A 26,389-nucleotide genomic window follows, 5' to 3' on the forward strand; every position below is an offset into this window, starting at 1 on the left:
GGTGTGCGCAATTTCACAAGAATCGCAGGACATATTATGACCAATCCGCCCTCAAAAGATCCGCTGCACGGCGTCACGCTCGAAGCACTACTCAACACGCTGGTGAATAAATACGGCTGGCCCGAACTGGCGAAAAGAATCAAAATTAACTGTTTCAAAAGCGATCCGAGCATAAAGTCGAGCCTGAAATTCCTGCGTCGTACGCCGTGGGCACGCAAAGAAGTTGAAGACTTGTACATTGATTACCTTCACGACGAGCAAGAGAACATCGATGATGAAAGCCCATGGGCAAACTGGCAGGGTAAAAAGCCGCAGGACTAATTATGGCGCAATGTTATTTTTCGCCTGACTATAAAGAAAGTAAGCATCTTTAATTAACGTCCATGACAATATAGAAAACACATCAGGCGGTTGATTTATGTAAAGGGCGTATTTTGTCGCCTTATGCCAAAGATAAGTCAGGCATAATGATCAACGTTTTTTCGATGCAAAGAATTGGGCCTGAAGATGAAAACAGAACACCAGACTGGTGTTCTGAATGCGGTGCGAGAGATTAGCGTGACGCGACAAACAGGGATTTGCATCCCGGACACAGCATTGCCTGTTTGAGTCGTATTTTTGAGGCAGCCTGTGTTGATTTAAAACCACAATTGGGGCAGGTGACCGTCGTCGTTGACGCACCACCAATGAGCTTCATTGCGTAGTCGAGAAAAGACATGATGATTAACTCTTCAATGAACGGACCTCACCATAGCACGAAGGGGCAAAAGAGTATGTGTATTCCATCGGAATATCATGGGATACGTGAGGTCGATTCAATAGCGCTTTGATTAAACAATATCGCACAGCTGCTGAGATGAAATAGGGACGCCTGCACGCCCCTGTTCTGGCTTACTCAAATAACCGAAGATGTAGTGCAGCAATCGCGCCATTGGCCACATCATCTGGCAGCAGGAAACACAAATTGTCATTGGCTGCGCCATGGAAAATCATTCGCACGCAATACTCTTCTGACTCCATAAAGGCATCCCGGCATACGCCAGGACTACGATGGAGTTGATTACCAATCACCGTAACCAAAGCCAGACCGGTTTCAATCTCAACCCGGCAATGAGAAGAGAGTGCGGTCAGTAGCGCGGTGGTCAACGTGTCATCGTCTCCGGACGTGCTGCCCGTGCCGTTCAGAGCCATCGCGATGCCTCTTTCGCTGGTGGTGATCAACTCCACATCAACCTGATGCTCTGCCAGAATGGCAAAAATGTCGGCAAAAAATGCATATGCCGGTCGCGCGTGCAGGCTGTGTAATCTCAGCAGCGTCTGTTTACGACGAACAGCAATGGCACGATATTGCGGGGGTTTTTCTGTCTCGCGCTGAACCAGCGTTCCACCGGCAGCTGTATTTTTGCTGGAACCGACAAATACCGGGATGTTTTTGCGCATTGCCGGTAACAGGGTCGCCGGATGAAGCACCTTCGCACCAAAAGCGGCCATATTGCTGGCTTCGGCAAAAGAGATATGGTCGATGCGCTGCGCCTGCGCCACAATGCGCGGATCGGTGGTGTAGATCCCGGCGACATCAGTCCAGATATCGACTCGCGCGGCGTGCAATGCTTCCCCAAGCAAGGACGCGGTGTAGTCGCTGCCGCCCCGGCCAAGCGTCGTCGTATGCCCATTTTCATCACTGCCGATAAATCCCTGAGTGATCACTATCGCCTGTTCAAGGCGTGGACGTAGACGGGCTTCAGCCAGTGTTTCCACATCGCTGAGTTGGGGTTCGGCACAGCCGTAAAGGTTGTTTGTTCGAATGACTTTACGTGCATCAAACCATTCAACCCTGGCTTCACGTTCACGAAGCACCTCAGCAAAAAGCAGGCTAGACATCAGCTCGCCATGGCTGACCAGGTCATCACTCAGTGCAGCGGACGGCGATGTTGATGCCATTTCTGCAAGACGAGTAACATTTTCAAGGAGTTGATCGATTTCCTTGCCAATGACCGACGGCGATTTCAAACGGGAAATAATGTTGTGCTGGAGCGCACGAAGGGTATCAATTTTATCCATTCGATCGTGTCTTTCTAGCCCTTCAGAAAGTTCGACTAATAGATTTGTAACGCCTGCGGAGGCAGATAAAACGACCAGACGAACGTGGTCATCTGCAAGAACAATACCGGCACTACGATGCATAGAGTCGAAGTCAGCAACGCTGGTACCGCCAAATTTGGCAATGACGAATTGTGGATAAACGCGTGTCATAACACTCTCATGTCAGGGCGCCATAAAAAAATGGCAAGAAACTTTCATTCTCGGCATAAGGGAAGCACGCTTCACCTTACGAAATGTTCGCCCGCGAACACTTCTGTTTAGTTTTTTATTTACGGCATCCGTAAATAAGCGCGACATAGTAAGTGATTTATCTTTAGGGATCGATGTTTTATTTTACTTAAGAAATAAATCAATGAAAATAATGCCTTATAGGATGATCCTTGCATCATTAACAAAAAATTTGCATCAGGAAGGAGCAAGCCATAAGAAAGCGATGTGTTTCATGACATTGCAAACAGTCACAAATGTCAGTGCACAATCAAGGGGTTTTCTTTTACTAATTGATTTAAAAGGGAAATTTGTAAATTAAAAAAATGATTGAGTCCTTATTTAAAAAAACATATATTAGCCGCGTTTTTTACAGGCAATTCTTTTAACCTTTAACTCAATCCGGTGTTAATAATACCCGTGGTTGTAGGAGTGATATGATGACGGATAAAGTCCGTATTGATACTTTAAGTGCTCATTCATTACCTCAAAGCAATGATACCTTCCTCGCAAGACAAGCCGAGTTTGAATCTAACGTCAGAAGTTATCCACGTAAGCTGCCCTTGGCGATTGCCAAAGCGCAGGGCGTATGGATAACCGACGTTGAAAATAATCAATATCTTGATTGTCTGGCAGGCGCCGGAACGTTGGCGCTGGGTCATAATCATCCTGACGTGCTGCAAAGCATTCAAAGTGTCATCAGCAGCGGCTTACCGTTACATACGCTGGATCTGACTACTCCTCTGAAAGATGAATTTTCATCTTATTTACTCTCTTTATTACCGGGTCAGGGAAAAGAATATTGCCTGCAATTCACCGGTCCATCAGGCGCGGATGCAGTTGAAGCCGCGCTTAAACTGGCGAAAAAAGTCACCGGCCGTTCAGGCATCATAAGCTTCTCCGGCGCCTATCACGGGATGACGCACGGTGCGCTCTCCGTAACCGGAAACCTTTCACCAAAAGAAGCCGTCAGCAACATGATGCCGGAAGTGCAGTTTATGCCTTACCCACATCTGTACCGCTGCCCGCTAGGTATTGGCGGTGACGCTGGCGTTAAAGCGCTGACCTACTATTTCGAAAACCTGATCAACGACGTGGAAAGCGGCGTTCGTAAACCAGCGGCGGTGATCCTTGAAGCGGTTCAGGGTGAGGGCGGTGTTAACCCGGCCCCGGTTGAGTGGTTGCAACGCATCCGTAAAGTCACGCAGGAGCATGGCATTCTGCTGATCCTCGACGAAGTCCAGGCTGGTTTCTGTCGCACCGGCAAACTGTTCGCCTTTGAGCACGCCGGAATCGAGCCTGACATCATCGTAATGTCTAAAGCTGTCGGTGGCGGTCTGCCGCTGGCCGTACTGGGCATCAAAAAACAGTTCGACGCATGGGCGCCAGGCCACCATACCGGGACATTCCGCGGTAACCAGCTGGCGATGGCTACCGGCCTGACCACGCTTAAAATCCTTAAAGATGAGTCAGTTGCCGATAAAGTTGCCGTCCAGGGTGAATGGCTGAAGGGTAAACTGGCTGACCTGCAAAAACGTTACCCGGTTATCGGTCACGTACGTGGTCTGGGCCTGATGATCGGCATTGAAATCGTGAAGCCGGATGAAGCGCAGGATCACATGGGATGCTACCCGGCGGATGGCGAACTTTCTGCATTGTTGCAGAAAAAATGCTTTGAATCCGGTCTGATTTTGGAGCGCGGTGGTCGTCATGGTTGCGTCCTGCGCCTGCTGCCATCTCTGCTGATCACAGATGAAGAGCTGGGAATCTTCCTCGATAAATTTGAAAATGCCTTGCTGGGCGCTGGCATTAAGCCAGTTTAATCGGAGCTAACTCAGTGTCAGATAACAACCCGATTCTGTCCGGTTCGCCGCAAAGTATCGCCGCCTATCAGGACGCCATTGAGCAGAGCAGCCAGGCGGTTGTCGACTGGTTAAAGCAGCCTGAAATGTATCAGGGGAAAACCGTCGACCAGTTGCGCGAGCGCATCCAGTTGAACGTTACCTCAGAAGGCCTGGGTAACCAGGCCGCCATTGCGCGTGCAGTTGAGTATTTCCTCAAGGACAGTCTTTCTGTCCATCACGCCCAATGCGTGGCGCATCTGCACTGCCCAAGCCTGGTCATCAGCCAGGCCGCAGAGGTGTTGATCAACGCCACTAACCAGAGTATGGACTCCTGGGATCAAAGTCCGTCAGCGACCATCATTGAGGTAAAACTCATTCAGTGGCTGCGTGAGCAGGTTGGGTACAGCGCCGGAGATGCCGGCGTGTTCACCAGTGGTGGCACCCAAAGTAACCTGATGGGCCTGATGCTGGCGCGTGATGCTTTCTTCGCTCGTCAGGGGCACTCCGTCCAGTTGCAGGGGTTAACCGGCGATCTTAGCAAAATCAAAGTGTTCTGCTCAGAAAGCGCGCACTTTTCTGTGCAGAAAAATATGGCATTAATGGGTCTGGGCTATCAGTCCGTCACCCAAGTGAAAACCGATGCGTTCTCACGGATGGACCTTGCTGATCTGCAAGTCAAACTGGCACAGGCGAAAGCCCAAGGTGAACAGGTGATGGCGATTGTGGCCACCGCTGGCACGACGGATGCAGGTGCTATTGATCCGTTAGTCGAGATCACAACGCTTGCCGCTCAAGAAAATATCTGGGTTCACGTTGATGCTGCATGGGGCGGAGCACTGCTGCTTTCTGAGAAGTATCGCCATTACCTGAACGGCCTGGAATGCGCAGACTCTGTCACCCTGGATTTCCATAAGCAGTTCTTCCAGACCATCAGCTGTGGTGCATTCCTGTTGAAAGACGCGCGTCATTTCGAGTTGATGCGTTATCAGGCGGCTTACCTGAATTCTGATTTTGACGAAGAGCAGGGCGTGCCAAACCTCGTGTCGAAATCACTGCAAACGACGCGTCGGTTTGATGCCCTCAAGCTGTGGATGGGCCTTGAAGCGTTAGGCAAAAAGCAGTACGCCGACATCATTGATAATGGTGTAACGCTTTCGCAAGATGTGGCTGAATATGTTTCAGCACAGCCGCAGCTGGAACTGATTATGCAGCCTCAGCTGGCAAGCGTATTGTTCCGCTTCCGCCCGGAAAGTGGCGACAGCGCATTTGTCGCGTTGCTAAACCAACGTATCGGCGACGTTTTGCTGGCATCCGGGAGCGCCAACGTTGGTGTAACCGAAGCCGACGGTATAACGTGCCTCAAGATGACGCTATTGAACCCAACAGTTTGTCTGGAGGATGTAAAAATCCTGCTGGCAAGCGTGAAGGATACGGCTGAAACATTGCTCCACGCAGAGTTCCAGTCCTAAACGCTTAGCGTCGAAGTAAAGTCAGCCATGCGCTGCGTGAAATCTGCAATTTGCTTGTAAGCGGTTTCACGTAGCGCGCGGACTTATCCAACCACGGTAGACGATATAGCCCAATAATTGGCGTGTCCCCGCACCGGAAGTTTACATAAACTTCAAATCGATATCGTCCAGCTCAACCTTTAAAGAACGATGGTGATGAATATAACATTCAAATTTCAAATTTAGTTCATTTGGAAGGGGGAATGGCTTTAATGGGAATATTTTTTGCAGGGCGCCAATGAACACCTCTGGAACAATCATGATTGAATCACCCCTAGAGCATAAATAAGCCATGGTCAGTAAATTAGGGCTTTCCCATAAAATATCGCGATTAAGGATAAGTTCATCAGCTGTATTCATCCCATCAACCATGCTGGTAATACTACCAAGATCCCGACGCCAGCGAAGATGGGTATTATTACGCCAGTCACAGAGAGTGAAATTGTCATCAATCGTCGAGTGATTCTCACTGACAAGAATTTTCATATCAGATTGCAGAAATTTTTTAGAGACGAGAGCAACATCATCCGGAAGTTTCCCCCCGATATCTATATCCACTTCGCGCTGTTTGAGTTTGCTCAGACGCTCATCTTCGCCGGCATCCATCGTAATAAAATGGAACAGGGTCGAATCATCGCGGGATTGAATTGACTCGGTCAGCAACAGCTCAATTAAAGAGTATGTCGCAATAAAATATTCTTTTCGCGATGTGTTTAGCGCATTCAGTTCTCGATAACGCGCTTGCAAAGCCAACGCAGTATCATTTGGTTTTAAGCCGAAACGGGTTCTGATAAAAATATCAGTACCAAGCTTCTCTTTCAGACTCTTAATGGTGTAGCTAATCGTTGACGGTGAGATTTTTAGACGTGAGGCAGCTTTCATCGCATTCTCACACTCAATGACTTCATTGATTATCTTTAGTTTTTGTAGGCTTATTGTATGCATTGTTCTTCCAGCGGTGACAAAGCTAGGGTGACTGACAGGTAAATGTTGTTCTCACAGAGTGAATGATGTCATCGATCAGACGCGTCATAATGGGGTTTTCTGTCATTTTATTATTAAAATGGATATAGCAATCATGCTTCATTCTCAGTTCCGCTGGCAGTGCGAGGCGTTTAACAGCGAATGCCTGAGTAAATAATGGAATGAAAATATCAGGCAACAGCATGATGTAATTACTCCGGGCGCAAAGCTCTACCATGTTAATGATGCTGCCGGAAACCACCGCCACATCTCTCTCCTGGATATATTTTTTTACTTCCCCAGAGACTTGCATATTTTCACAGTAGTAATCGCCGAGGGATGACCATATAGCATGTTTAGCCTGATATAAATCAGCACAACTCACATCTGTTGGAATGTCTGTATTATGCATGCTGGCGAGTATTGAAATATTTGAGGTAAACAGTTTCACTTTGCTGACTGCTTTGTCTTGCGGCAGTTCGGCACCAATATCGATATACGCATTTTTATTGACCAGGTTGTCCAGACGCTCATTAACGTCAATGGTATAAGGTAAAAAGCTATAACGATACTTATCGGGCTGATGGGCCAAACTGGCAATTGACTCTGAAAGCAACATTTCCACTGGCGAATAGCTCAAAATGGTCAGACTGTTTTCATTCTGCTGATTTTCATCACGGCTAATATCGACATCCGCTGCGAAATACTTTTGATAGCGCTGACTGAGCTCATAAGCCGTCGCATTTGGTTTCATTCCGGTTCTGGTTCGAATGAAGAGATGTTCCCCGGTAATATCCCTGAGTTTTTTTAACGAGTAACTAATTGCAGCAGGGCTTAAGTTAAGCAACTTTGCTGTTGTTTTAACGCTACCACATACAACGAGGGTGTTAATGATTTTTAGTAGCTTTAACTCTATTGTCTGTGACATGCCGTAACACTCCATTCAGCCAGCACCTCCTTTATAATATATATAAAGTAAGGATTGATAATTTTGTGTTTATTTACAAAATACCATGTCAGATGAAATGTAGTGTCAAATCGAAATGCAAACAATACATAAAAACACATTAGTTACATTGCATATGAGTAACATCTCAAGGTGACCGCTTAACCCATTGTTTTTACTTGGGTTTAATGGATATTTAACTAAATTAAAAAGTAAAATAAAAAATACTAAAAATGGAGGGGAGGTAGGGCGTAACACTCACTTCATTATTAACCATTATGCGGCACTGTCAAAATGATATTAACAACCGAGCATAAACAGCAGAAAATAAACCGATATAACACAGGAATGGATGATTATTGCAAAACTTACTTTTTCCGCGAGGGAGTTTGCTTCATAGAACCCACAATTTCAATCCCTACACTAATAAGCGGGAGGATGAAGGGCGTGTTTGCTGCTATCATGGCTATATTGTTGATGGACACAGTATCGGTGTGACGTAGGATTATCTGAAATGAATGTAGAACTGGATATCAAAGTCCTCCGAGCCATTTATACCCTCAGTACAGCAGGTAGCGTTACCAAAGCGGCAGAAATGTTACAAGTTACTCCAGCAGCAGTAACCTATCTGATCAATAAAGCAAGAAAAACAACAGGATCCGCACTGTTTTTCCGCACTCGGCAAGGGATGAAACCGAATACACTGGCGACAGAACTTAGCCAACGTTATCAAGGGATGATGCAGGATTATTTCCCCGAAGATAGCATGTCTTCCAGCCTCAGTCGGGCGTTTACCATCAGTACCTATTCACTTTTTGAATTCCTGCTGGCGCTTGAGTGGGGGAACGCAGTACAGAAAGGGGCAGAGCTCAGTTTTGTTCCCACTGAAGAGAATGACACTCGCCGTCTGGCGGCGCTGCGTAACAAAGAGGTTGATATCGATATTGGTTCGCGCCTGCCGGTGGACAGCGCTATCATGCAGATGAAACTGTTTTCAACCGATGTCGGGATCATTGCCAGAAAAGGGCATCCTTCAATTTGTGACCAATTCACTACTGCGGACTGGCATGAAAATGGTCATGTTCTGTGGTCCCGGGGTATGCATTTTATCAGCGATGATATCGAGCAAACGCGTAACTTCCGTAATCTGTTCGATCAACAAAACAAGGTGTGGATATCGAGCAGTACACTGAATGTGACGTTACTGTGTGCGTATTCCGATGCGATAACCCGTATGCCTGTGCGCCTCGGGCGCAAGCTTGAGTCTGTGTTGCCCGTGACGTTGTTCAACTTACCGGATAATTTGCAGATGACCTATGAATGTTACCTTCATTATCATCACTCCCTGTCAAATGATCAGGTCTTTCAGCAAGTGATAGCCAAAATCCAGCAGACGTTATGACCTTCAACTTCGCCATTATTCGCCCTTTATAAGCGCGAAATTATCGACCCGGGTTATCAATACGTTGCTCGGGCAGCACCCGGCCAAAATCATTAATACCTTGCCAGCTTACCGGACATTGCGCGGCCTGCGAGCATCCGTCGATATTACGCTGGCTGAAAGGGGCAACCATCCCGGCATTACGTACTTCACGACCATTCACATGCAAATTGAATAGCGTCACGTAGTAAGGGGTAGGGTTTTCCACCCGTAATTGCTTACCGACTCGTGTCCATCGCAGTTTTTGGGTCGCGTCTTGAGCGGAACCTTGCAGCCCGGCAGGACGGTAAAACAGTTTTAGCTGTGAACGAATGGCAACCTGCACGCTGTTATCGTGGGGCGAACCGGACGGTATCGTCGCAATACTGAGCGTAAATACGCTTTCGCGATCACGGGCAAGTGAGCCACCGGTATAAATTATTCGTAACGTACTTTCACGCCCGGCCTTCAGGGCAAAAAGCGGAGGCGTTATCACAAACGGTGCTTTTTTTGCCGAAAGCGTACTTCCAGGCCAACTGCCGCCGGTCGAAATTTTGCTATTAATCAGCCACGCAGTCTGACTGTTATTGCGCAAAGGCAGGGTGACGCTGCTTTGTTTTTCGCCATATACCACGCGAGTGCCACCAATCACCACCCCGGCCTGGACACAGGGAATGGTGAGAAGGGTCATCACCAGGGTGCAGAATAAATTACGCATAATTCAGCATAAATGTTGCAGATGAATTAGCCGGGCCAGTGGAAACGGTATCTCCATTCGCCAGGTAGCGGGCATAAAAAGTCATGGTCACCGTGGCCTGGTCAGGCGTGAGTTCGGTACTCCCGCCTGGCTGACCCAGCGGGATAAGCGTTTTGTTATTGTCATAGATAGCAATCGCCACCCCCTTTGCTGCATCTGCATCAGCGGTCAATGCCAGCAATTCAGGGTTGCTGCTGTCAGCATTACCCGTAAAGGTGACCGTGACATTGCTTGCACTCCCCCCGCATTTCTCCAGCGAGATGGTGAAAGGTTCATATCGACCGCCGTCACCGGAATGGGTAAAGAGTTGGCTGCTGACCGAGCCAAATTTGACCAGCAAAGCGGTTGAATCCGCTGAAACGGCACAGGTATTGCCGTCAATCGAACCGGTAATATTGATTGTTCCGGCATGTGCACCAGGGCTTGCAGCCCACAAGGCGAGCAGGGAGAGTGCGGTAAGGCCGCGAAAAACAGGGCGTATCATCAGCAACTCCTCATTGATACTGCAAATCAAAATACATCACCGCCGCAGCGTTACCCGGGACAACAACATCCTGCGTCGATTTATACCTCAGGGCGAAAGTCAGGGTATTGTCCGCGCCTGGTGTCAGCGAATAAGCGGGAACGCCGTCAAAGTTAATCGGTATCAATACCCGTGTCTTGTTGTCGAGTATCTCTATGCCGACCCCTTTGGCCACATTGTCGCCATCAGAAAGTGCCAGCAGGCGTGAGTTGTCTTTATCAGCGATGCCCGAAAAACTGATAACCACACCGCTGGCGGAGGAACCACAACCGGTGAGCCTGATATCAAACTCTTTTTCCGCGCTGACGCTACCGGTTGATGTAAAATCTGATGCCGAAAACTTACCGATATCGACCGTTTGCGTCTCATTTTCCACTTCACAGGTTCGGGAAAGGATGGTCCCGGTCATTTGCAGGTTATAGGTTTCTGCCCTGAGGCTTGCCGACATCACCAGCAAACTGATCAGCAGGGATGAGTTTAAAAATGTCGACTTCATTACTGGCACACTCTCGTTAATTTGTTGATGGCATTCTGGCTGGCATCGTCTGGCAGGCGATATGTCACCACACACTGGCGGGCGTCACCGTCCCCCCAGCGAACCGTCAATTTGCCTTTCTGTGCCAGACCGGACAGATACACTTGTCCGTCATCGCCGACAATACTGTTACTGCCTTTTTCTGTGGTGACGATGGCTCCAAAAGGGACCACCTTGCCGTTATGAGTCAGATTCATCAGGGCCCGAGCGCCGACATGGGTATCAAAACGGGCCCGTACCAATGCGCCGCGGGTCGGTACGACGTTGACCACGGTATCGTCCAGATCAACGTTTTGCGGCAGGGTGGTGGTATCCAGTGCCATACGGTTGCGGCGATAGGTGGTGGCATAAGGAACGACGGCATAGCCTCGCCAGTCGGTACGCAACCCGGTGTTACCTTCGACTTTCACATCATCAGCACCTGGCGCCGCAATCAGGACATTGGTTTCACCCAATGGTTGTGACAGTGTTACGCCATTGCGGTGCGCAACAATGGAGCCGCTCAGCCCATAGTTGACCTGTTGGAAATTGCCGTTATCGCTGTAGTTATAGCCTGCATTGGCACTTCCCCAGGAACCATCATAATTCATGCTGACCGAACCACTGGCGCCGCCGCCCTGGTTCTGATAGCCCTGTTGAATGTTGTAATTCAGATTGTCATCTTCCAGCAGCGTGCCGCTCAAACCAGCATTCTGGGTGGTGTGTCCACGCGTATCGTTACTGATGCTATAAGTCGCATAGGCATTATGTTGCTGACGCGTAATATCCCCCGATGGGGTCAGCCACTGGCCGAGAGGGATTGAAATACCCAGCGCTACGCGGTTATCCGCCTCGCGCAGCCCAGGGACTTTGTTGTAGCTGTAGTTGAGCGTCCATGAAACACCGTACAGGTTGCCGCTATATCCGGTTTGTACCAGCGTGTTGACAACGCCCGTTCGCCAATAGGTCTGGCGACTGCCGTTGATGTAGACCGAGCCATTGCTGCCAAGTTGTTGGGAAATGTTGAGCTGGATTTTGTCGCGTTTATTATTGCGCAGATCGTAATAGTCACTGGGGGCGACCTGGGATTGGGGATCGTCGTTTTGTGAATTACGGGCATAGCCATTCATGCGCTCCCGGGTACTCTCTTCAAGGGTATAAAACCCTTCGGTCGAGTAACGATAGCCGACCAGCTGAAAGTTAGTCCCGGTGCTGTTAAGTGATTTACCGTACAAAAAGCGTAGCGAGGCGCCGCTGTGTTTGCTGTCATCGGCCAGAATACTGTTAGCCTGGGTCACATCCAGCGACAATGCACCAAAGGTACCAACGTTGACGCCCAATCCGAGCGCAAAGGCATTGTAATTCTTCGCGACCTGCGTGCCGCCATAAGCCGTAAATCCGGCGGGTAAACCCCACAGCAACGTAGACTGCGCAAAATTGACGTCATCCTGCAGTTCTGAATTACTACGATACTTGCCCGCGGTGACGGCATATTTGATATGACCTTCGCGTTGCAGTACCGGCACAGAGGCATAAGGTACGGAATAGACGTCAACGCTGCCGTCAGTCTCTTTGACTTCTACAACCAAATCACCACTGGATGAGGTCGGAAACAAGTCATTGATTTCGAAGGCACCTGGTGGGACGTAACTTTGATAAATGGTGTAACCATTTTGACGAATGGTGACTTGCGCATGGGTACGTGCAATACCGCGAATGGTCGGAGCAAAGCCACGCAGACTATCTGGCAGCATATTGTCATCGGATGCCAGTTGCACACCACGAAAACCCAGGCTGTCGAAAACATCTGACGGCGTGGTGCTGTCGCCGATGACCAGTTCACTGCGCAATGGAATGATCGCCCGCTCAATCCAGGTATTGATATGTTGCCAGTCGCTACTGCTGTTATGACTACTGCTACTGTAGTTCCAGGTCGAATAATCACGCAGGCGCCACGGGCCGAGATTCAGGCCGCTGTGCAAGCCCAAAAAATAGTTATTGCTGGCGCCGCTTTGTTTGTCGTCGTTATTCGAGCCGCTAAAATTGTAGTTCAACATCAGTGCGTTGATGCCTTCATCCCACTGTGAGGGCGGGATATAGCCACGGACAGAATTGTTCATCATCGCCTGCGGAACGCTAATATCCAGACGCAACCGCTCAAAATTAAATTGGGTCGCTGCCCCTTCAATGGCGGTAGCAATATCCAGACATTTATCCGGGTCGGCATCGGCGAGCGCAGGTTTTCCCTCAATGTTAACACCCATGGCACTCAACTGTGCCGGAGTCAGACACGGGGTCAGGCCGGTCTCATCGACTCCCGCAGAGGGAAGGGCGTTAGCCGCCTGGAATTGAATATCCTTTCGCGACTGAAACGTATCGTTGAGATAAATATCAACGCGATAAGTGCCGGGTGCTTGTGTGCCGCCTTCAAAACGAGACAGATCGGCGACCGCAGAAGGATCGTCAGATAAAAATGCCGGATTAAAGTATTCATCGGCATAGCCATTCGCAGATGCCATCGCAATCGCAACAGCCAGAGGCGCTATTTTATAAGATTTATTTTGCACTGGCATAGTATCCCTTTCCTTCCTGCACACCTATGGCCGACGTGCTGCCGACGCTTTAGCATTCCTTTTGGTTAGATTTGGGGGGCCTTACGCGCCGCAAGACTGCGTGGCGGTATTGGCGCCGTAGTCATTGACCGTCTGAAAACGAACGGGCCCGCTTTTATGACCGGGGACGTCAACCGTCAGTGAATTCATTGGCGAGACCATGGAATTCGGCAATTTTTGACCGCCCACAGTGAACTGGACCAGGGTGACAAAGTAAGGGGACGAATTTTTAACCGTCACGCGGCCGCCCTCGACCCGACAGGTCAGATGTTTTGGCGCATCAACTGAATTCGAGGGGAGATGCTTCGGGCGCACAAATAATTTGATGACGCTTTGGGTGGCAATCTGCAAGGTATTGCCTTTAATACTATTTTTATCGACTGAAGGAATCGCTTTGCTGTTCAGGTAGAACACGCTTTCCCGATCGCTGGGCAGTGCTGGACCGTTGTACATAATCCGCAACGTATTCTCTTTTTTCGGTTTCATGGTGAACAGCGGGGGGGTCAGTACAAAATCTGCTGATTTGCTGCCGTCAACATTGGTTATCCACGACTGAATCAGATAGACATTCCCGGTGGAGGTGTTGCTCAGTGACAGCGAGGCTTCTTTTGCTCCCTGTGGATAAATAATCCGTGTTGCACCCAGTGCAATACCGCCTGTGCTGGCACTGGCTGAGCCAACAATCGCCAATGACAACAGCCCGGCGCTAAAAAGTGCGGTTATCGCATTGCGGTGATTTATCGTGTTTTTTTTCATAAGTCGGTTCCCTTTTATACCTGTTGACCTGACTCCACGCCTTCCGTTAGCAGAGCCAAAAGCAGCCTCCGTGCACGCACGGAGGTATGCAATCAATCAGGAGTAATTGATGTTAAATGTCGCCGTCGCAGCCACACTACCGGCCGTTGCGGCATCATCAGTCGCGATATAGTCAACTTTGAACGGAATGGTCGTGTCGGCACCGTCCTGTACGGCAACAACTGAGGAGTCGCTGCCTAGCGCCAAAGTCTGGTCATCCGGGCCGTACAGCTGCAATGCAACGTGTTCTGCTGCTCCTGCGCCGGCGGTGTTCTTCAGCGCGTCAGGCAAGGTGCCGTCCGCGGTACCATTAAAAGTAATACCGACATTTTTGAGCACGGTGGCGCTGCAATTCTGCAGAGTGATGCTGAAGTCTTTTTGCTGGCCAGCCGGTTGACCTGGGTCTGTGAGCAGCGTGGTTGACACGGGATCCAGCGTGACAGTAGGGGTGCTGGCGACGGCGGAACATGCCGGGTCAACAACCTCGCCAGTAAAATCGACTGTCCCACCTTGTACGGTTATCGCGCCAGCATGGGCTGCACCCGCAGCGAATAACGCAGCAGTTAAAGTGGTGTAGGCAATGTTTTTAAACTTCATAATGCGTCCTTAAATATCAGTAGATTTAACATCCGGGTTATTATGTTAGCTGCATAAAAAATGCATCTAATAGCGGCGCGGTAACGTAGAGGGTAACAACATAAATGGCTAACTCGGCTGGAACCCACAAACGAGATACTACGAAATACGACTTAATCGATGCAAACATCAAAAAGAGCGATACAATTCAGTACGCCTAAAAACATCGTTAACCTTATGATATTAATGCAAATTCAAACTCTTTGGTTATGCAATTCAATGTTCTAAAAACAAATAACGGATAGGATTAAACTTATGGCGAAAATTCAGAGGGCCGAGCTGTAAAACCCGCGCCATGCTTCATCGGTTACATCACAAATAAATTATCCATCGTTAAGTATTTAAAATAAGTCAGTGACAATCGCATTAACTGATAACTATTTTCATTTATCACCAGGTGACGTCTATTCTGCGGCAACGTCATTAAGCAAAATCGATCCGTAAATAAGCCAGTGTGGTAAATGTCCCTACTGCAGGAGTATTGCCAGTGGTGCCCACTGGATAAGCATGTAACGTGATATTAGAACTGTTATTAGCATCCAACTGAAAAGAGATCTTGCTGGTCATATCGTTAGGTACCAATGAATGACCACTTTCATCTGTTACAATCACGCCTACATCACTGTTGTCTGATTGCAGGGCATCAGGGACAGCAACTGAAGCATTACCTTCAATACGCAACGTCAGATTTGCCGTGGCACTCATGTCATTGCAGGTGATCGGCACAGTAAAGGCTTTTGGGGTGTAGTTATCGGGTTTTTGCCCAACCGTTTTAAAATCACTACTGTAAAAATCACCTAATGAAACACTCAGCTGTGTTCCTGCGTGAATCACACAGTTTTGCGGCACAGTGACCGTGCCGGTGAAATAATATTCAGCCGTTGGTGGCGTAGAGGCATCACAGAGACCATCATTGGCTAAACAGGCATATATGGCCGCAACTTTCATCTGTGGTAAATTGATGACTCCGACCATTGATTTCTTTATTCTTAGCGAAAGGTAGCCATTGGTGCCTGATGCATTAGGCCATGTTTTGGCACCTGAGTAACATTTCATAGATGAGGCTACCAGATTTTCGAAAGGAACATCCCGACTACCAATCCCACCAATATTGGTGATAGTCAGTTTCATATCCAGGTAATCATTATAGGTATACCAGCCATCTCCGGCATCAGGGAGTAGCATAAAGGAGGTTAGTACCCAGTTGCCGTTAGCCGAACAAGCACACGAGAAGGTGGTACTGTAACCATTCCAGCTATATGCCTGGTCCATGACATAACCCGCTGTATTATTAGCAGGGTCAGTAAGTTGCCGATTGCCCGTGTCTATCGTGATTTGATTCGGCCCATTGGTATTAGTACAGTTGCCATTGGCCATTGCAGGCACTGAGACAAACATAACCCCGAGCATGGCAATTATCTTAGCTAAGGAAAATAGGATTTTTGATTTCTTCACTTTAATTTCTCATTATCTTTAGTAAGATATAAAACATTGCCATTCTGAAATTTAATGTTTTCTCTACATGTTCAGGTAACACACCTATAAATGGCTTTTTATCTGGTTCCTTCAAGTGAAGATACTATGAAATTAAACCCTGTCGATGCAAATTTGAATATGCTGATTCGCCGTTCAGTCTTTTTACGTAATTACATAATTCGATGAATTTAAAGAACTATATTTGAAGTTTTAATTTCCTGGTTATTAAATTAAACGAAATGGAAAAATGTATTAATGTGATCACGACGTGGTTTTGCGGTGTGCCCCACAGCACCTTCCGACGTGGCGGTAGGGCGAGATGTCCATGGTGAGGGAGTAGGGCGTATTGATGGAAACTGGCTGGTACTGGATAACCCGAGTTATCCCTACACATCTATGAGTGATTCGCCGTGATGACAAACCGATCTGTCATGAAACACCAATTACTACGGCATGGGTCGATGACTGTAATTCAACTCAATGATAATTTTGGGGATTAGTTGCTGACTGTTTCCCAGAATTTAAACGTGAACGGTAATGATGTTGATTGAATTGGTTCGAGTCCATCTATTCAATATTCTCTGCGTGATGCTTTTCGCGAGTTTAGTTTTGCCCCCATTTACCACATAACTGAAGAGAAGAGAGGCAAGACAAACTACGGGGTCAACTCATTCCGGTTCATCCAGATTGATTTGTCACGGAGCAGACGGATAGCATCTGAATGCAAGAAGAGTATCCGTAGGGTTGGTCGTGGTGGGTAAAGGGAGATGAACAAAAGGCATGATGTGTGGCGGTAGGCAGCGAAGACATAACGAGCAAGAGCGTCTTAAATGCCATTTAACATAATATACATTATGCGCACCAATATTGTAGTAGCAAAGTTGTAATGTCCGGTCTAGGCTAAGTTAAGATGTCCGGCGTGTATAATCAAGTAAGGATTACCATGACGGCTCTCGCAGCGGAGTTTTTCACTTTGGATGAAGTTAACAGACTCAAGATCATTCAGGACGTCATCGACCGGCGTCTGACAACACAGATGGCAGCTCAGCGGCTTGGTATCTCCGACCGTCAGTGCCGCCGTCTGCTTGCGCGTTATCGTGAAGATGGTCCGCTTGGCATGACCAGTCGCCGTCGTGGTAAATCCAGTAACAACCAGTTGCCTCAGGGACTGGCCGCATACGCGCTGAATATTATTCGCGAGCGCTATAACGATTTCGGGCCGACGCTGGCATGTGAAAAATTGTCTGAGGTTCACGGAGTTCATCTTTCTAAAGAAACCGTCCGTAAGCTGATGACGCAGGCCAGTCTTTGGGTGCCACGTAAGCAACGTGCGCCAAAAATTCAGCAGCCACGTTACCGCCGTGCCTGTGCCGGTGAACTCATACAAATCGACGGCTGCGACCACCACTGGTTTGAAAACCGGGGACCTAAGTGTACGGCACTGGTTTACGTCGATGACGCAACCAGTCGTTTAATGCAGCTTCGTTTCGTGAAATCTGAGTCTACTTTCACCTATTTTGAAGCAACCCGGGGCTATATTGAAAAACATGGCAAACCGCTGGCGCTGTACAGCGACAAAGCCAGCGTATTCAGGATCAACAATAAAAATGCAACCGGCGGCGACGGCGAAACCCAGTTTGGCCGTGCGATGCATGAACTGAACATTCAGACCATTTGTGCAGAAACCAGTGCTGCCAAAGGCCGCGTTGAACGGGCACACCTGACGCTTCAGGACCGGCTGGTCAAGGAGCTCAGGCTCCAGGGCATCAGTACAAGGGAAGCTGCGAACGCATTTGCCGAAGAATTCATGAACGATTACAACCGTCGTTTCGCAAAAGCGCCTCGCCAGGCGTTTGATGTTCATCGGGAACTGGATGTCGATGATGATCTTGATATGGTATTTAACTGGCGTGAAGCTCGTAAAGTGTCGAAATCACTCACAGTGCAATACGACAAAGTCCTTTATCTGATTGAAGACAGCGAATTCAGTCGTCGGGCGATTGGTAAATACATCGATGTCTGGCATTACCCGGATGGACATAAAGAGCTCCGGCTTAATGGCGTGTCACTTCCCTACTCCATCTATGACAAGCTTTCTGAAATCGATCAGGGGGCCATTGTGGACAACAAACGTCTGGGGCGGGCCCTGGAAATGGCGCAGCTGGTCCAGGCCGAGCGGGATAATAACCGGTCGCAGTCCGTTCCATCCGGCGACGGTCCTTCACGCAGGCGTAAAGCCCCCACGACGAAGAAATCTCAGCGCTCCCTTGATCAGGACGATATGTTCAATGCCTTGGTGAAACTTCAGTCACGCTCTGAAGAGATATTTGGAAAGAAACCGATTTAAAGCCCGGTAATCCATCCGGGCGTGTCTGGTTATCAGATTTTGGCCTGATTGACCCGTGCAGAGAGCTCCTGATGACTTTCTTTCCTTTCGCTGTAGCGGTCGGACAGGTAGGCTGTGTGCCCCTTCAGGAGTAACGTCATTTTGAACAACTCTTCGGTAACGTCGACAATCCTGTCATACCAGGGTGAGGGTTTCATGCGCCCTTCATCATCGAATTCCTGCCATGCCTTTGGCACTGACGACTGATTGGGGATGGTGAACATCCGCATCCAGCGGCCAAGTATCCGCATCTGGTTCACCGTATTAAACGACTGCGAGCCGCCGCAAACCTGCATCACGGCCAGTGTTTTTCCCTGGGACGGACGAACAGCACCTTCACTGAGGGGTATCCAGTCAATCTGGGCCTTCATCACCGAGCTCATGGCGCCATGTCTTTCCGGAGAACTCCAGACCATTCCGTCACACCACCTGACCAGCTCGCGGAGTTCAAGCACTTTGGGGTGACTTTCGGGCGCATCATCGGGTAACGGTAGACCGGATGGGTTAAAGATTTTCACCTCAGCGCCCATCTTTGCCAGCAACCGCCCGGCCTCTTCCGCTGCAAAACGACTGTAGGACCGCTCTCGTACTGAGCCATAGAGGATGAGAATACGTGGCATGGTTTCGTTGTTGCCAGTAAGTTTGCTGGCAAGCGCATCATCAAAATAAGCCGGTTCGATTGCTGGTAAGTCGGTCATAAAAATCTCCATTTCATAAGCTATGCTTTAAAAATTATCACATATGAAATATCATATGTATTGTTATTTTTTAACGAGGTTAAGCATGCTACAGCCTGTTCAGCTTTTTAAACTGCTCGCCGACGAAACCCGTTCGACCATCGTGATGCTACTCAGGGAGTCCGGTGAGATGTGCGTCTGTGACATCTGTGCGGCAACCGCAGAATCTCAGCCCAAAATATCCCGACATATGGCGCTGTTACGCGAAGCAGAACTGGTCATCGACCGCCGCGAAGGAAAATGGGTGCATTACCGACTGTCGCCACACATGCCAGCATGGGCTGCGGGTATTATTGATACTGCCTGGAACTGTGAACGAGAAAACATACGCAACAAGCTTAGTAGCGTGGCATCTGCCTCCTGCTAATGGCGATATATATATCCGAATAAACAAATGTGAATGGAGTTTCTGATGTTACTGGCAGGTGCTATCTTTTTATTCACGCTCGTCCTGGTTATCTGGCAACCCAGAGGGTTGGGAATTGGCTGGAGTGCCTCACTGGGCGCAGGTCTGGCATTGCTGACTGGCGTCGTTCATCTGGGGGATATTCCGGTGGTCTGGCAGATAGTGTGGAATGCGACCGCCACCTTTATTGCCGTGATTATCATCAGTCTTCTGCTCGATGAATCCGGCTTCTTTGAATGGGCCGCACTGCACGTTGCCCGTTGGGGGAATGGCCGAGGGCGGCTGCTCTTCACCTGGATCGTCCTGCTTGGCGCGATGGTCGCGGCACTGTTTGCCAACGACGGTGCGGCACTGATCCTGACGCCTATCGTTATCGCGATGCTGCTGGCGCTGGGGTTCAGCCGGGGAGCAACCTTAGCGTTTATCATGGCCGCAGGGTTTATCGCTGACACGGCAAGCCTGCCGCTGATTGTCTCAAATCTGGTAAACATCGTCTCGGCGGATTTCTTTAAGCTTGGTTTCTCCGAATATGCCGCCGTGATGGTCCCGGTTAACCTGGCCGCGATTGCGGCTACGCTGGTGATGCTGCATTTGTTTTTCCGTAAGGACATTCCCGCCGTTTACGACGTTTCTCTGTTGAAAGAACCGAAAGACGCTATACGTGATGTGAATACCTTTAAAACCGGCTGGCTGGTACTGGTGTTGCTTCTGGTGGGATTCTTTGGACTGGAGCCGCTGGGCGTACCAGTCAGTCTGGTCGCAGCCGCTGGTGCATTGCTTCTGTTTGCTGTTGCGAAAAAAGGGCATGCCATTAACACCGGTAAGGTGCTGCGTGGTGCGCCCTGGCAAATCGTTATCTTCTCGCTGGGGATGTACCTGGTGGTCTACGGCTTACGAAATGCCGGTCTGACCCACTATCTATCTTCCTTGCTGAATCAGCTGGCAGAGCAAGGATTGTGGGCGGCAACGCTGGGTACGGGCTTCCTGACGGCCTTCCTGTCATCGGTGATGAATAATATGCCGACCGTGCTGGTTGGAGCGCTGTCGATTGATGGCAGCACAGCAACCGGTGTTATCAAAGATGCGATGATTTACGCCAACGTCATCGGCAGTGACCTGGGGCCAAAAATTACCCCTATCGGCAGTCTGGCAACGTTACTGTGGCTGCACGTTCTGTCGCAGAAAAACATCAAAATCACCTGGGGATATTACTTCCGGGTGGGCATTGTCATGACAATCCCCGTGCTGTTTGTCACGCTTGCAGCACTGGCGCTTCGTCTGTCTTTCACTTTGTAATGAGATACTGATATGAGCAACATTACCATTTATCACAATCCGGCCTGCGGCACGTCACGCAATACCCTTGAAATGATCCGCAACAGCGGTACAGAGCCCACCGTTATTCATTATCTTGAGACCCCACCATCACGAGATGAACTGGTAAAACTCATTGCGGATATGGGGATCACAGTACGAGCGCTGCTGCGTAAGAATGTCGAACCTTATGAGCAATTAGGGTTGGCAGAAAAAGCCTTTAGTGACGACCAGTTAATTGATTTCATGTTGCAGCACCCTATTCTCATCAACCGACCAATTGTTGTGACTCCGTTAGGTACACGTTTATGCCGACCTTCTGAGGTGGTACTGGATATTTTGACTGATGAGCAACGCGGTGCATTCACTAAAGAAGATGGTGAATGCGTTGTTGATGCGCAGGGTAAACAGATCAAGAAATAAGTACTACTCAAGGGAGCACTAAGTACTCCCTTGAGTTTTCCCCTTTCTTTGTGCCGATAGTATGAATAATGTTTAGGTATTGAGTTCATATTCCTTTGGCTGCTTTGAGGACATTTGAGCTTTGCCCCACCCCGGACATTTCTACTTAGCCTTGACAAATATAGAATCAGACAGAATCCGAGGTTTTGTGGTCATCCTTGGCCTGGTTGCTGATGGCTTTTAAAAGCGCGTTCTCCAGTACTGACACCATCACTCTGGCCATCTCATGGCTTACCACCACGAATTAACGTTTCGCGTTCACTAAGTCATGTTCACCCAAGTTTGCTAAGGCTGCCATTAATCTGCTGCCAACATAGATTTTTTCCGGGTGTGGTTAATATAAGCTCGTACCGCAGCACTGGATTCATCGTTACGACTGACCATCATCAGATTCGCTGACAGCTCTTTCGAATCAAGCACTCGATAAACCACGCCCGGGATCGCCACCTGCGCTAACGGAGCGGGAACCAACGCGATCCCCAGTCCAGCGCCGGCCATGGCCAGTACGCTCAATGAACTGGAGATTCGCAAGGCTATATTTAATGAATCACCAAGCAGCGTTTGTAACTGCGAATCAAGTTCAGAATCCGCGTCATTGATGGAGTACATGATCAACGGTTCATTGGCCAGCATATCCACGGTCAGACTCTCTTTATCGGCAAGAGGATGCTCGCTGGACATCACCACTACCCTTCCCCATTTCCCTACAGACTCATAAATCAAAGCTGAGTCATGCTCCGGATAGTAATCAGGCATATAGCCGACATCCAGCGTGCCGTTCTGGATTGCATCGTTTTGTAGCTGCGGGGCCAGTTCCTGGCAAATAATCTCAGCATCCGGATATGCCTGATGAAATGAGCGCACGTCCTGCATCAGCCTGCCACTAAAGACGGCATTGCCGGCAAACCCGACCCGTACGCGACCGGTTTCACCGCGAATTGAACGTTCGACCGCAAGACGAGTATGCGCCATATGCTCCAGCGTGCGCACGGCTTCCTCCTGCAAAAGCTTACCGGCGTCGGTCAGTTCGACCCGGCGGCTGGTGCGGATCAGCAAGGGGCCGCCCAACTCAGCTTCAAGCGCTTTTATCTGCATGCTCAATGCCGGCTGAACGATGTTGAGCCGCTCTGCCGCCCGGCCAAAATGGCGTTCTTCTGCAACAGCCAGAAAGTACTTCAGGTGTCGTAAGTCCATAACGCCTCATGAATCAATATAAATGATGAATCAGTAAAATCTATATATTTGAGTTTAACTGCTTTCGGGGCCAAACTGAATCCAGTCACGTAAATACCCCTCACTAACAGGAACCTTCACCATGCAAAACCAACTTCAAGACCGCCAGCAACTCAATGACCTGATGAATGGCTGGATGCACCGCGACCTTGGCGAATGGGAGCAGTTGCGCAACATGTTTCATCCGGATGGCACCATTGAAATCACTTGGTTCGAAGGGCTGGGAAGCGACTTTGTTGATGGTTCAATGCGTATGGGGGCGTCTGACCTGCGAACTAAACATCTTATCGCTTCACCTGCGATAATCTTTAACGATGCCGGTGATAAAGCCATTCTGGAAACCAACGCGATCATCATCGCTGAGAACGTGAAACTGAATATTGGCTGCGAATGCCACAATCGTTTTTACGATCTGGCAGAAAAACGAGACGGCGAGTGGAAGTTGTTCCATCGTCAGAGTGTTTACGACATGGGTACCTTCACTTTTCCGCTGGGTCCGGTAGCCATTGATCAGGCAATTGTGACTAAGTATCCACGTGAATATGCCGCGCTGGCCTATTTACTCGAGCAAAGTGGATTCCCTCTCGGACGTATCTTTGCGACGCGCGGCAGTGAACTTGAAGCTAAAATGAAAGCTGACGGAAAACGCTGGTTAGCGGCATGATTTGTTAACGAAAGAGTCAATGTCAAAAGCTGGGTTTTCGTCACACCGATGATTGCCGCCGTGACGCTGCATCTTGGCCAAGCGCCAGGCCTCCATGGAGGACGCACCGGTGTAACGAAACTTCCCTGCTTTTACCAGACCGTTTTAGCGAGTAAACGTCAGCTCCGGCACTAAAGCATCGTCGTCTTGCATGCATTTCTTCCAGGCACTCCCTTCTGAACCATTATCCAGAATAGTTGAGGTTCGGTACTCAACGGAACGACGATGTTCTTTTCCTGTGGCATCTTTGGTCACGTAGTCTGCCGTCGTCCAGCGCGTGCGTGTTGGCGCCCCATTGGCGACCAGCGCGATGGTTTTCTCTCTGACCTCATCTGCACAGGTGTGAGCTGCCGCCAGTACGCGCTGATATTGCGCTTCCTCCGGCGTGGTGGATTTTTGGGAAGAGCAACCGGACACCATAAATCCTGCAACCGCGATGGCACAGACCATTTTTATCATTATTAATGCCTCAATTAATGCTGGCAGGTTATTCAGGTTTTTTCAGTGGGACAGGTACCGCTTTTTCCAGTGTAGCCTCACTTGTAGATTGCTCCACCGCTTTCTGTTTCCGGGCCAGTTCATCGATAACCAGTCGATAGGCAATATAGTATTTATAAATATTGCTAACGTAGGTAACGGTTTCAGCGCCAATTTTCTCGGCAGCCAGATTCTCAACGTTACCAAACCAGACATTAGGGTCGAAGCCGCGCTTTTTCGTTTCTATGCGTAAGCGCGCGATCCGAGCGGGGCCAGCGTTATACGAAGCAAACGAGAACAGCACTTTATCAAGCGGGGTCATTGGCTCATCACCGTAGTACTTGTCTATCATCCAGCGCATATATTTGACCCCGGCATTAATGTTGGGATCCAGATTGCGAATATCGCCGACGTTCAGTTCTTTCCCGGTCTTCGGCATTACCTGCATCACACCAATCGCTCCGACCGGGCTGCGTACCTTCTGATTCAGCCGGGATTCCTGATACCCTTGGGCAATCATTAGCAGCCAGTCCACATTGTAATGCTCACCGTACTTTCGAAAGATATCTATCAAGGTTAAAAACTTACGCCGTTCCTCTTTGGATGTCGCACTCTTCACGTATTTTGCATTCTTTAAGTATCGTATTAACAGTATATTTCCGAGCGTACTTCCCACTTTATTTTCTTGCACAAAGCCATTTAATACCGCCAGCAGCTGAGGATTACTCTTCCGCACGCCCCACGCAATATTACCGTGATCGCGAAGAACAATATTTTCATGTATCTCAATGTTGGGGAAAATCTTTTTCCAGAAAACTGCTTTATGCCTGTCGACTACGATCAGCGGGATCAACCCGGCATTGAGCATTTCAATCAGGTCTTCATCCTCAAGGGCTTCGGGAGCAGGTTGCAGCGTGACCGGGGGTAATAATTGTTTTGCGAAGTGTGCATTCAGCGTCTTCAGGCTTTCGTAATAACTTGATGAATAACGGACAAAAACGGTTTTTCCTGACAGCTGTTCCAGGTTGTCCACCCTCGGTGAATCCGGCCCTGACAGCAGCAGTTCTTGCACATTGGCATAAACCGGGTCAGTGAAGGAGGCAAGCTTCATGCGATCAGGGGTGATGGTCAGATTCGCGGCGACGATATCCCCTTTCCCCTCATTCAGGGCGCTAAAGAGCTGCTCGCGGGTCACCGGCACAAAGATAATGCGCACCTTCAGGTGGCGATGTTTGAGCTGTTTATCCTTCATCAACTTGTCGTTCAGATAGCGCTCGAACGCCATAAACGCATCGTGGGTCACGCCGCGTTGGGTGCCTTTGTCGATGAAGTAAAAGGTTTTGCTGTAGGTAGTCAGCACGCGGACTACCCGACGATCGTACATGCCCTGCAAATCACCGACCCAGGGCTGCTGTATGTCTTCCATACTGACGCTCAGGGCTTTATCGTGGCCATCTTTTACAGGTGTCGAAAACGCAGCGGTAACGAACAATAAAGCAGCAAGGCCAACCAGATTGGCGATGGTGAAGGGATGTGAGAATGATGCAGTCATGGAGCGGCACTCCGCGCGGTGCATCACTCTATTTTAGTCAATTCCTCGGCGACAGGCGTAAGAATAAAGGGTGAAAGCCCTGAATTACGCCTTCCGTGGCGAGAGTATTCAGTCGCCTGCACTCTACTCTTTGACCAGCACTGGCGTGGTTTGCCATAGCGTCGGGAAGTCTGCTTTCAACTGCTGGACTTTGGGAATGTCGTTAATCGCGATGTAAGGATAATCAGGGTTGTCGTTGAGAAAGTTCTGGTGATATTTTTCCGCCGGATAGAACTGGGCTTTATCTTCGACGGTGGTCACCACTGGGTCACTGAAAGTATGCGCGGCATTCATCTGGGCAATGTACGCCTTCGCCACTTTTTCCTGACTGGCATTCTGCACAAACAATGCACTGCGGTATTGCGTGCCGTAATCCGGGCCCTGTTTGTTGAGCTCAGTTGGGTCATGCGCTACTGAGAAGAAAACCTGTAACAACTGGCCGTAAGTGATTTTTTGCGGATCGAAGGTCACACTGACCGATTCTGCATGGCCGGTCATTCCGCTGCTGACCGTCGGGTAATTTGCGGTTCTGGCCTTGCCGCCCGCATACCCGGAAACGGCGCTGGTTACGCCTTTGATATGCTGGAAAACGCCCTGTACGCCCCAAAAACAGCCGCCTGCAAAAACAGCCGTTTCAAGTCCCTGACTTGATGGCGCTTCATCCTGAGCAGGTGGCGGTACGTTTATGTTTTGTGCCCAGCCTGTGCCTGACAAAAACAGCGTGGCGGTCATGGCTGCGGCGATCCGGAGATACGTAAATTTACTCATCATCTTTC

25 protein-coding genes and 1 pseudogene are annotated in these 26,389 nt (G+C 49.1%); 9 read left to right on the forward strand and 17 right to left on the reverse strand.

Annotated elements, in window-relative coordinates:
• Positions 1 to 36 precede the first annotated feature (36 nt).
• Positions 37 to 321 (forward strand): VF530 family protein, encoded by a 285-nt coding sequence (locus MUU46_RS22065; protein ID WP_258966719.1) that lies wholly within the window; start codon positions 37 to 39, stop codon positions 319 to 321.
• A gap of 232 nt (positions 322 to 553) precedes the next feature.
• Here the strand turns inward: MUU46_RS22065 and MUU46_RS22070 are convergent, their stop codons facing one another.
• Positions 554 to 718, reverse strand: a complete 165-nt coding sequence (locus MUU46_RS22070) for a YnfU family zinc-binding protein (protein ID WP_258966720.1) — start codon at positions 716 to 718, stop codon at positions 554 to 556.
• Between the two features lie 173 nt (positions 719 to 891).
• Positions 892 to 2,253 carry a lysine-sensitive aspartokinase 3 gene (gene lysC / locus MUU46_RS22075; RefSeq protein WP_258966721.1) on the reverse strand — a complete coding sequence of 454 codons (1,362 nt, stop codon included), beginning with the start codon at positions 2,251 to 2,253 and terminating at the stop codon, positions 892 to 894.
• Between the two features lie 494 nt (positions 2,254 to 2,747).
• Between lysC and MUU46_RS22080 the strand changes: the two genes are divergently transcribed.
• Both MUU46_RS22080 and MUU46_RS22085 read left to right on the forward strand, forming a co-directional pair.
• A complete protein-coding gene (locus MUU46_RS22080; RefSeq protein WP_258966722.1) occupies positions 2,748 to 4,133 on the forward strand; it encodes a diaminobutyrate--2-oxoglutarate transaminase in 1,386 nt (461 codons plus the stop codon).
• Positions 4,134 to 4,147: 14 nt separating this feature from the next.
• Positions 4,148 to 5,623 (forward strand): pyridoxal phosphate-dependent decarboxylase family protein, encoded by a 1,476-nt coding sequence (locus MUU46_RS22085; RefSeq protein ID WP_258966723.1) that lies wholly within the window; start codon positions 4,148 to 4,150, stop codon positions 5,621 to 5,623.
• A 141-nt stretch (positions 5,624 to 5,764) separates the two neighbouring features.
• On the opposite strand, the gene MUU46_RS22090 is transcribed toward MUU46_RS22085, so the two are convergent.
• A complete protein-coding gene (locus tag MUU46_RS22090) occupies positions 5,765 to 6,607 on the reverse strand; it encodes a LysR family transcriptional regulator (protein WP_159759227.1) in 843 nt (280 codons plus the stop codon).
• Between the two features lie 22 nt (positions 6,608 to 6,629).
• Complete coding sequence (locus tag MUU46_RS22095) at positions 6,630 to 7,553, reverse strand: LysR family transcriptional regulator (RefSeq protein ID WP_258966724.1); 924 nt, start codon at positions 7,551 to 7,553, stop codon at positions 6,630 to 6,632.
• A 532-nt stretch (positions 7,554 to 8,085) separates the two neighbouring features.
• Between MUU46_RS22095 and MUU46_RS22100 the strand changes: the two genes are divergently transcribed.
• Entirely contained in the window at positions 8,086 to 8,973 is an 888-nt protein-coding gene (locus tag MUU46_RS22100; protein ID WP_159759231.1) for a LysR family transcriptional regulator, read from the forward strand.
• Between the two features lie 40 nt (positions 8,974 to 9,013).
• On the opposite strand, the gene MUU46_RS22105 is transcribed toward MUU46_RS22100, so the two are convergent.
• The 7 genes from MUU46_RS22105 to MUU46_RS22135 all read right to left on the reverse strand — a co-directional run bounded on the left by MUU46_RS22105 (position 9,014) and on the right by MUU46_RS22135 (position 16,283).
• Positions 9,014 to 9,709, reverse strand: a complete 696-nt coding sequence (locus MUU46_RS22105) for a fimbria/pilus periplasmic chaperone (protein ID WP_258966725.1) — start codon at positions 9,707 to 9,709, stop codon at positions 9,014 to 9,016.
• Positions 9,702 to 10,232: a fimbrial protein gene (locus MUU46_RS22110; RefSeq protein ID WP_258966726.1), complete on the reverse strand. Its 531-nt coding sequence runs from the start codon at positions 10,230 to 10,232 to the stop codon at positions 9,702 to 9,704. The genes MUU46_RS22105 and MUU46_RS22110 overlap by 8 nt, the downstream gene beginning before the upstream one ends.
• 10 nt (positions 10,233 to 10,242) lie before the next feature.
• Positions 10,243 to 10,767: a fimbrial protein gene (locus tag MUU46_RS22115; protein WP_258966727.1), complete on the reverse strand. Its 525-nt coding sequence runs from the start codon at positions 10,765 to 10,767 to the stop codon at positions 10,243 to 10,245.
• Positions 10,767 to 13,358: a fimbrial biogenesis usher protein gene (locus MUU46_RS22120; RefSeq protein ID WP_258966728.1), complete on the reverse strand. Its 2,592-nt coding sequence runs from the start codon at positions 13,356 to 13,358 to the stop codon at positions 10,767 to 10,769. The genes MUU46_RS22115 and MUU46_RS22120 overlap by 1 nt, the downstream gene beginning before the upstream one ends.
• 81 nt (positions 13,359 to 13,439) lie before the next feature.
• Positions 13,440 to 14,153: a fimbria/pilus periplasmic chaperone gene (locus MUU46_RS22125; RefSeq protein WP_258966729.1), complete on the reverse strand. Its 714-nt coding sequence runs from the start codon at positions 14,151 to 14,153 to the stop codon at positions 13,440 to 13,442.
• A 96-nt stretch (positions 14,154 to 14,249) separates the two neighbouring features.
• Complete coding sequence (locus MUU46_RS22130) at positions 14,250 to 14,789, reverse strand: fimbrial protein (RefSeq protein ID WP_258966730.1); 540 nt, start codon at positions 14,787 to 14,789, stop codon at positions 14,250 to 14,252.
• Between the two features lie 462 nt (positions 14,790 to 15,251).
• Positions 15,252 to 16,283, reverse strand: coding sequence for a fimbrial protein (locus MUU46_RS22135; RefSeq protein ID WP_258966731.1), 1,032 nt, complete (start codon positions 16,281 to 16,283; stop codon positions 15,252 to 15,254).
• Positions 16,284 to 17,247: 964 nt separating this feature from the next.
• Here MUU46_RS22135 and MUU46_RS22140 point away from each other — a divergent pair.
• Entirely contained in the window at positions 17,248 to 18,651 is a 1,404-nt protein-coding gene (locus tag MUU46_RS22140; protein ID WP_258966732.1) for an ISNCY family transposase, read from the forward strand.
• 32 nt (positions 18,652 to 18,683) lie between these two features.
• Here MUU46_RS22140 and arsH read toward each other — a convergent pair whose 3' ends face one another.
• Positions 18,684 to 19,388, reverse strand: coding sequence for an arsenical resistance protein ArsH (gene arsH / locus MUU46_RS22145; RefSeq protein WP_258966733.1), 705 nt, complete (start codon positions 19,386 to 19,388; stop codon positions 18,684 to 18,686).
• 85 nt (positions 19,389 to 19,473) lie between these two features.
• Here arsH and MUU46_RS22150 point away from each other — a divergent pair, with 85 nt between their 5' ends.
• From MUU46_RS22150 to arsC, 3 genes are read left to right on the forward strand one after another with little or no spacing between them, the layout of a single operon-like run.
• Positions 19,474 to 19,794 (forward strand): transcriptional regulator, encoded by a 321-nt coding sequence (locus MUU46_RS22150; protein WP_032898385.1) that lies wholly within the window; start codon positions 19,474 to 19,476, stop codon positions 19,792 to 19,794.
• 45 nt (positions 19,795 to 19,839) lie between these two features.
• On the forward strand, positions 19,840 to 21,129 hold the full coding sequence (locus MUU46_RS22155; RefSeq protein ID WP_258966734.1) for an arsenic transporter: 1,290 nt from the start codon (positions 19,840 to 19,842) through the stop codon (positions 21,127 to 21,129).
• Between the two features lie 12 nt (positions 21,130 to 21,141).
• Complete coding sequence (gene arsC / locus MUU46_RS22160) at positions 21,142 to 21,570, forward strand: glutaredoxin-dependent arsenate reductase (protein WP_258966735.1); 429 nt, start codon at positions 21,142 to 21,144, stop codon at positions 21,568 to 21,570.
• Between the two features lie 336 nt (positions 21,571 to 21,906).
• Here the strand turns inward: arsC and MUU46_RS22165 are convergent, their stop codons facing one another.
• Positions 21,907 to 22,803, reverse strand: coding sequence for a LysR substrate-binding domain-containing protein (locus MUU46_RS22165; RefSeq protein ID WP_159756669.1), 897 nt, complete (start codon positions 22,801 to 22,803; stop codon positions 21,907 to 21,909).
• Between the two features lie 121 nt (positions 22,804 to 22,924).
• On the opposite strand from MUU46_RS22165, the gene MUU46_RS22170 reads away from it, so the two are divergent.
• On the forward strand, positions 22,925 to 23,506 hold the full coding sequence (locus tag MUU46_RS22170; RefSeq protein WP_258966736.1) for a nuclear transport factor 2 family protein: 582 nt from the start codon (positions 22,925 to 22,927) through the stop codon (positions 23,504 to 23,506).
• A 66-nt stretch (positions 23,507 to 23,572) separates the two neighbouring features.
• On the opposite strand, the pseudogene MUU46_RS22175 reads toward MUU46_RS22170, so the two are convergent.
• The 4 genes and pseudogenes from MUU46_RS22175 to msrA form a co-directional block, all read right to left on the reverse strand.
• Positions 23,573 to 23,644, reverse strand: a pseudogene (locus tag MUU46_RS22175) (hypothetical protein); the annotation flags it as partial.
• A 6-nt stretch (positions 23,645 to 23,650) separates the two neighbouring features.
• Positions 23,651 to 24,004, reverse strand: coding sequence for a hypothetical protein (locus MUU46_RS22180; RefSeq protein WP_258966737.1), 354 nt, complete (start codon positions 24,002 to 24,004; stop codon positions 23,651 to 23,653).
• 28 nt (positions 24,005 to 24,032) lie between these two features.
• The gene (locus MUU46_RS22185; protein WP_258966738.1) at positions 24,033 to 25,574 is read right to left on the reverse strand and encodes an MltF family protein; all 1,542 of its coding nucleotides are present in this window, start codon (positions 25,572 to 25,574) and stop codon (positions 24,033 to 24,035) included.
• A gap of 123 nt (positions 25,575 to 25,697) precedes the next feature.
• Positions 25,698 to 26,384, reverse strand: a complete 687-nt coding sequence (gene msrA, locus MUU46_RS22190) for a peptide-methionine (S)-S-oxide reductase MsrA (protein WP_374685026.1) — start codon at positions 26,382 to 26,384, stop codon at positions 25,698 to 25,700.
• Between the last annotated feature and the right edge of the window lie 5 nt (positions 26,385 to 26,389).

The sequence above is a fragment of the Scandinavium tedordense genome (assembly GCF_024764965.1).
Lineage (GTDB): Bacteria > Pseudomonadota > Gammaproteobacteria > Enterobacterales > Enterobacteriaceae > Scandinavium > Scandinavium tedordense.

Bases quoted from the DNA above. Each gene is read 5' to 3' on its own strand.
- MUU46_RS22065 (WP_258966719.1), top strand. From the start codon at position 37: ATGACCAATCCGCCCTCAAAAGATCCGCTGCACGGCGTCACGCTCGAA.
- MUU46_RS22070 (WP_258966720.1), bottom strand. From the start codon at position 718: ATGTCTTTTCTCGACTACGCAATGAAGCTCATTGGTGGTGCGTCAACG.
- lysC (WP_258966721.1), bottom strand. From the start codon at position 2,253: ATGACACGCGTTTATCCACAATTCGTCATTGCCAAATTTGGCGGTACC.
- MUU46_RS22080 (WP_258966722.1), top strand. From the start codon at position 2,748: ATGATGACGGATAAAGTCCGTATTGATACTTTAAGTGCTCATTCATTA.
- MUU46_RS22090 (WP_159759227.1), bottom strand. From the start codon at position 6,607: ATGCATACAATAAGCCTACAAAAACTAAAGATAATCAATGAAGTCATT.
- MUU46_RS22095 (WP_258966724.1), bottom strand. From the start codon at position 7,553: ATGTCACAGACAATAGAGTTAAAGCTACTAAAAATCATTAACACCCTC.
- MUU46_RS22100 (WP_159759231.1), top strand. From the start codon at position 8,086: ATGAATGTAGAACTGGATATCAAAGTCCTCCGAGCCATTTATACCCTC.
- MUU46_RS22105 (WP_258966725.1), bottom strand. From the start codon at position 9,709: ATGCGTAATTTATTCTGCACCCTGGTGATGACCCTTCTCACCATTCCC.
- MUU46_RS22110 (WP_258966726.1), bottom strand. From the start codon at position 10,232: ATGATACGCCCTGTTTTTCGCGGCCTTACCGCACTCTCCCTGCTCGCC.
- MUU46_RS22115 (WP_258966727.1), bottom strand. From the start codon at position 10,767: ATGAAGTCGACATTTTTAAACTCATCCCTGCTGATCAGTTTGCTGGTG.
- MUU46_RS22120 (WP_258966728.1), bottom strand. From the start codon at position 13,358: ATGCCAGTGCAAAATAAATCTTATAAAATAGCGCCTCTGGCTGTTGCG.
- MUU46_RS22125 (WP_258966729.1), bottom strand. From the start codon at position 14,153: ATGAAAAAAAACACGATAAATCACCGCAATGCGATAACCGCACTTTTT.
- MUU46_RS22130 (WP_258966730.1), bottom strand. From the start codon at position 14,789: ATGAAGTTTAAAAACATTGCCTACACCACTTTAACTGCTGCGTTATTC.
- MUU46_RS22140 (WP_258966732.1), top strand. From the start codon at position 17,248: ATGACGGCTCTCGCAGCGGAGTTTTTCACTTTGGATGAAGTTAACAGA.
- arsH (WP_258966733.1), bottom strand. From the start codon at position 19,388: ATGACCGACTTACCAGCAATCGAACCGGCTTATTTTGATGATGCGCTT.
- MUU46_RS22150 (WP_032898385.1), top strand. From the start codon at position 19,474: ATGCTACAGCCTGTTCAGCTTTTTAAACTGCTCGCCGACGAAACCCGT.
- MUU46_RS22155 (WP_258966734.1), top strand. From the start codon at position 19,840: ATGTTACTGGCAGGTGCTATCTTTTTATTCACGCTCGTCCTGGTTATC.
- arsC (WP_258966735.1), top strand. From the start codon at position 21,142: ATGAGCAACATTACCATTTATCACAATCCGGCCTGCGGCACGTCACGC.
- MUU46_RS22165 (WP_159756669.1), bottom strand. From the start codon at position 22,803: ATGGACTTACGACACCTGAAGTACTTTCTGGCTGTTGCAGAAGAACGC.
- MUU46_RS22170 (WP_258966736.1), top strand. From the start codon at position 22,925: ATGCAAAACCAACTTCAAGACCGCCAGCAACTCAATGACCTGATGAAT.
- MUU46_RS22180 (WP_258966737.1), bottom strand. From the start codon at position 24,004: ATGATAAAAATGGTCTGTGCCATCGCGGTTGCAGGATTTATGGTGTCC.
- MUU46_RS22185 (WP_258966738.1), bottom strand. From the start codon at position 25,574: ATGACTGCATCATTCTCACATCCCTTCACCATCGCCAATCTGGTTGGC.
- msrA (WP_374685026.1), bottom strand. From the start codon at position 26,384: ATGATGAGTAAATTTACGTATCTCCGGATCGCCGCAGCCATGACCGCC.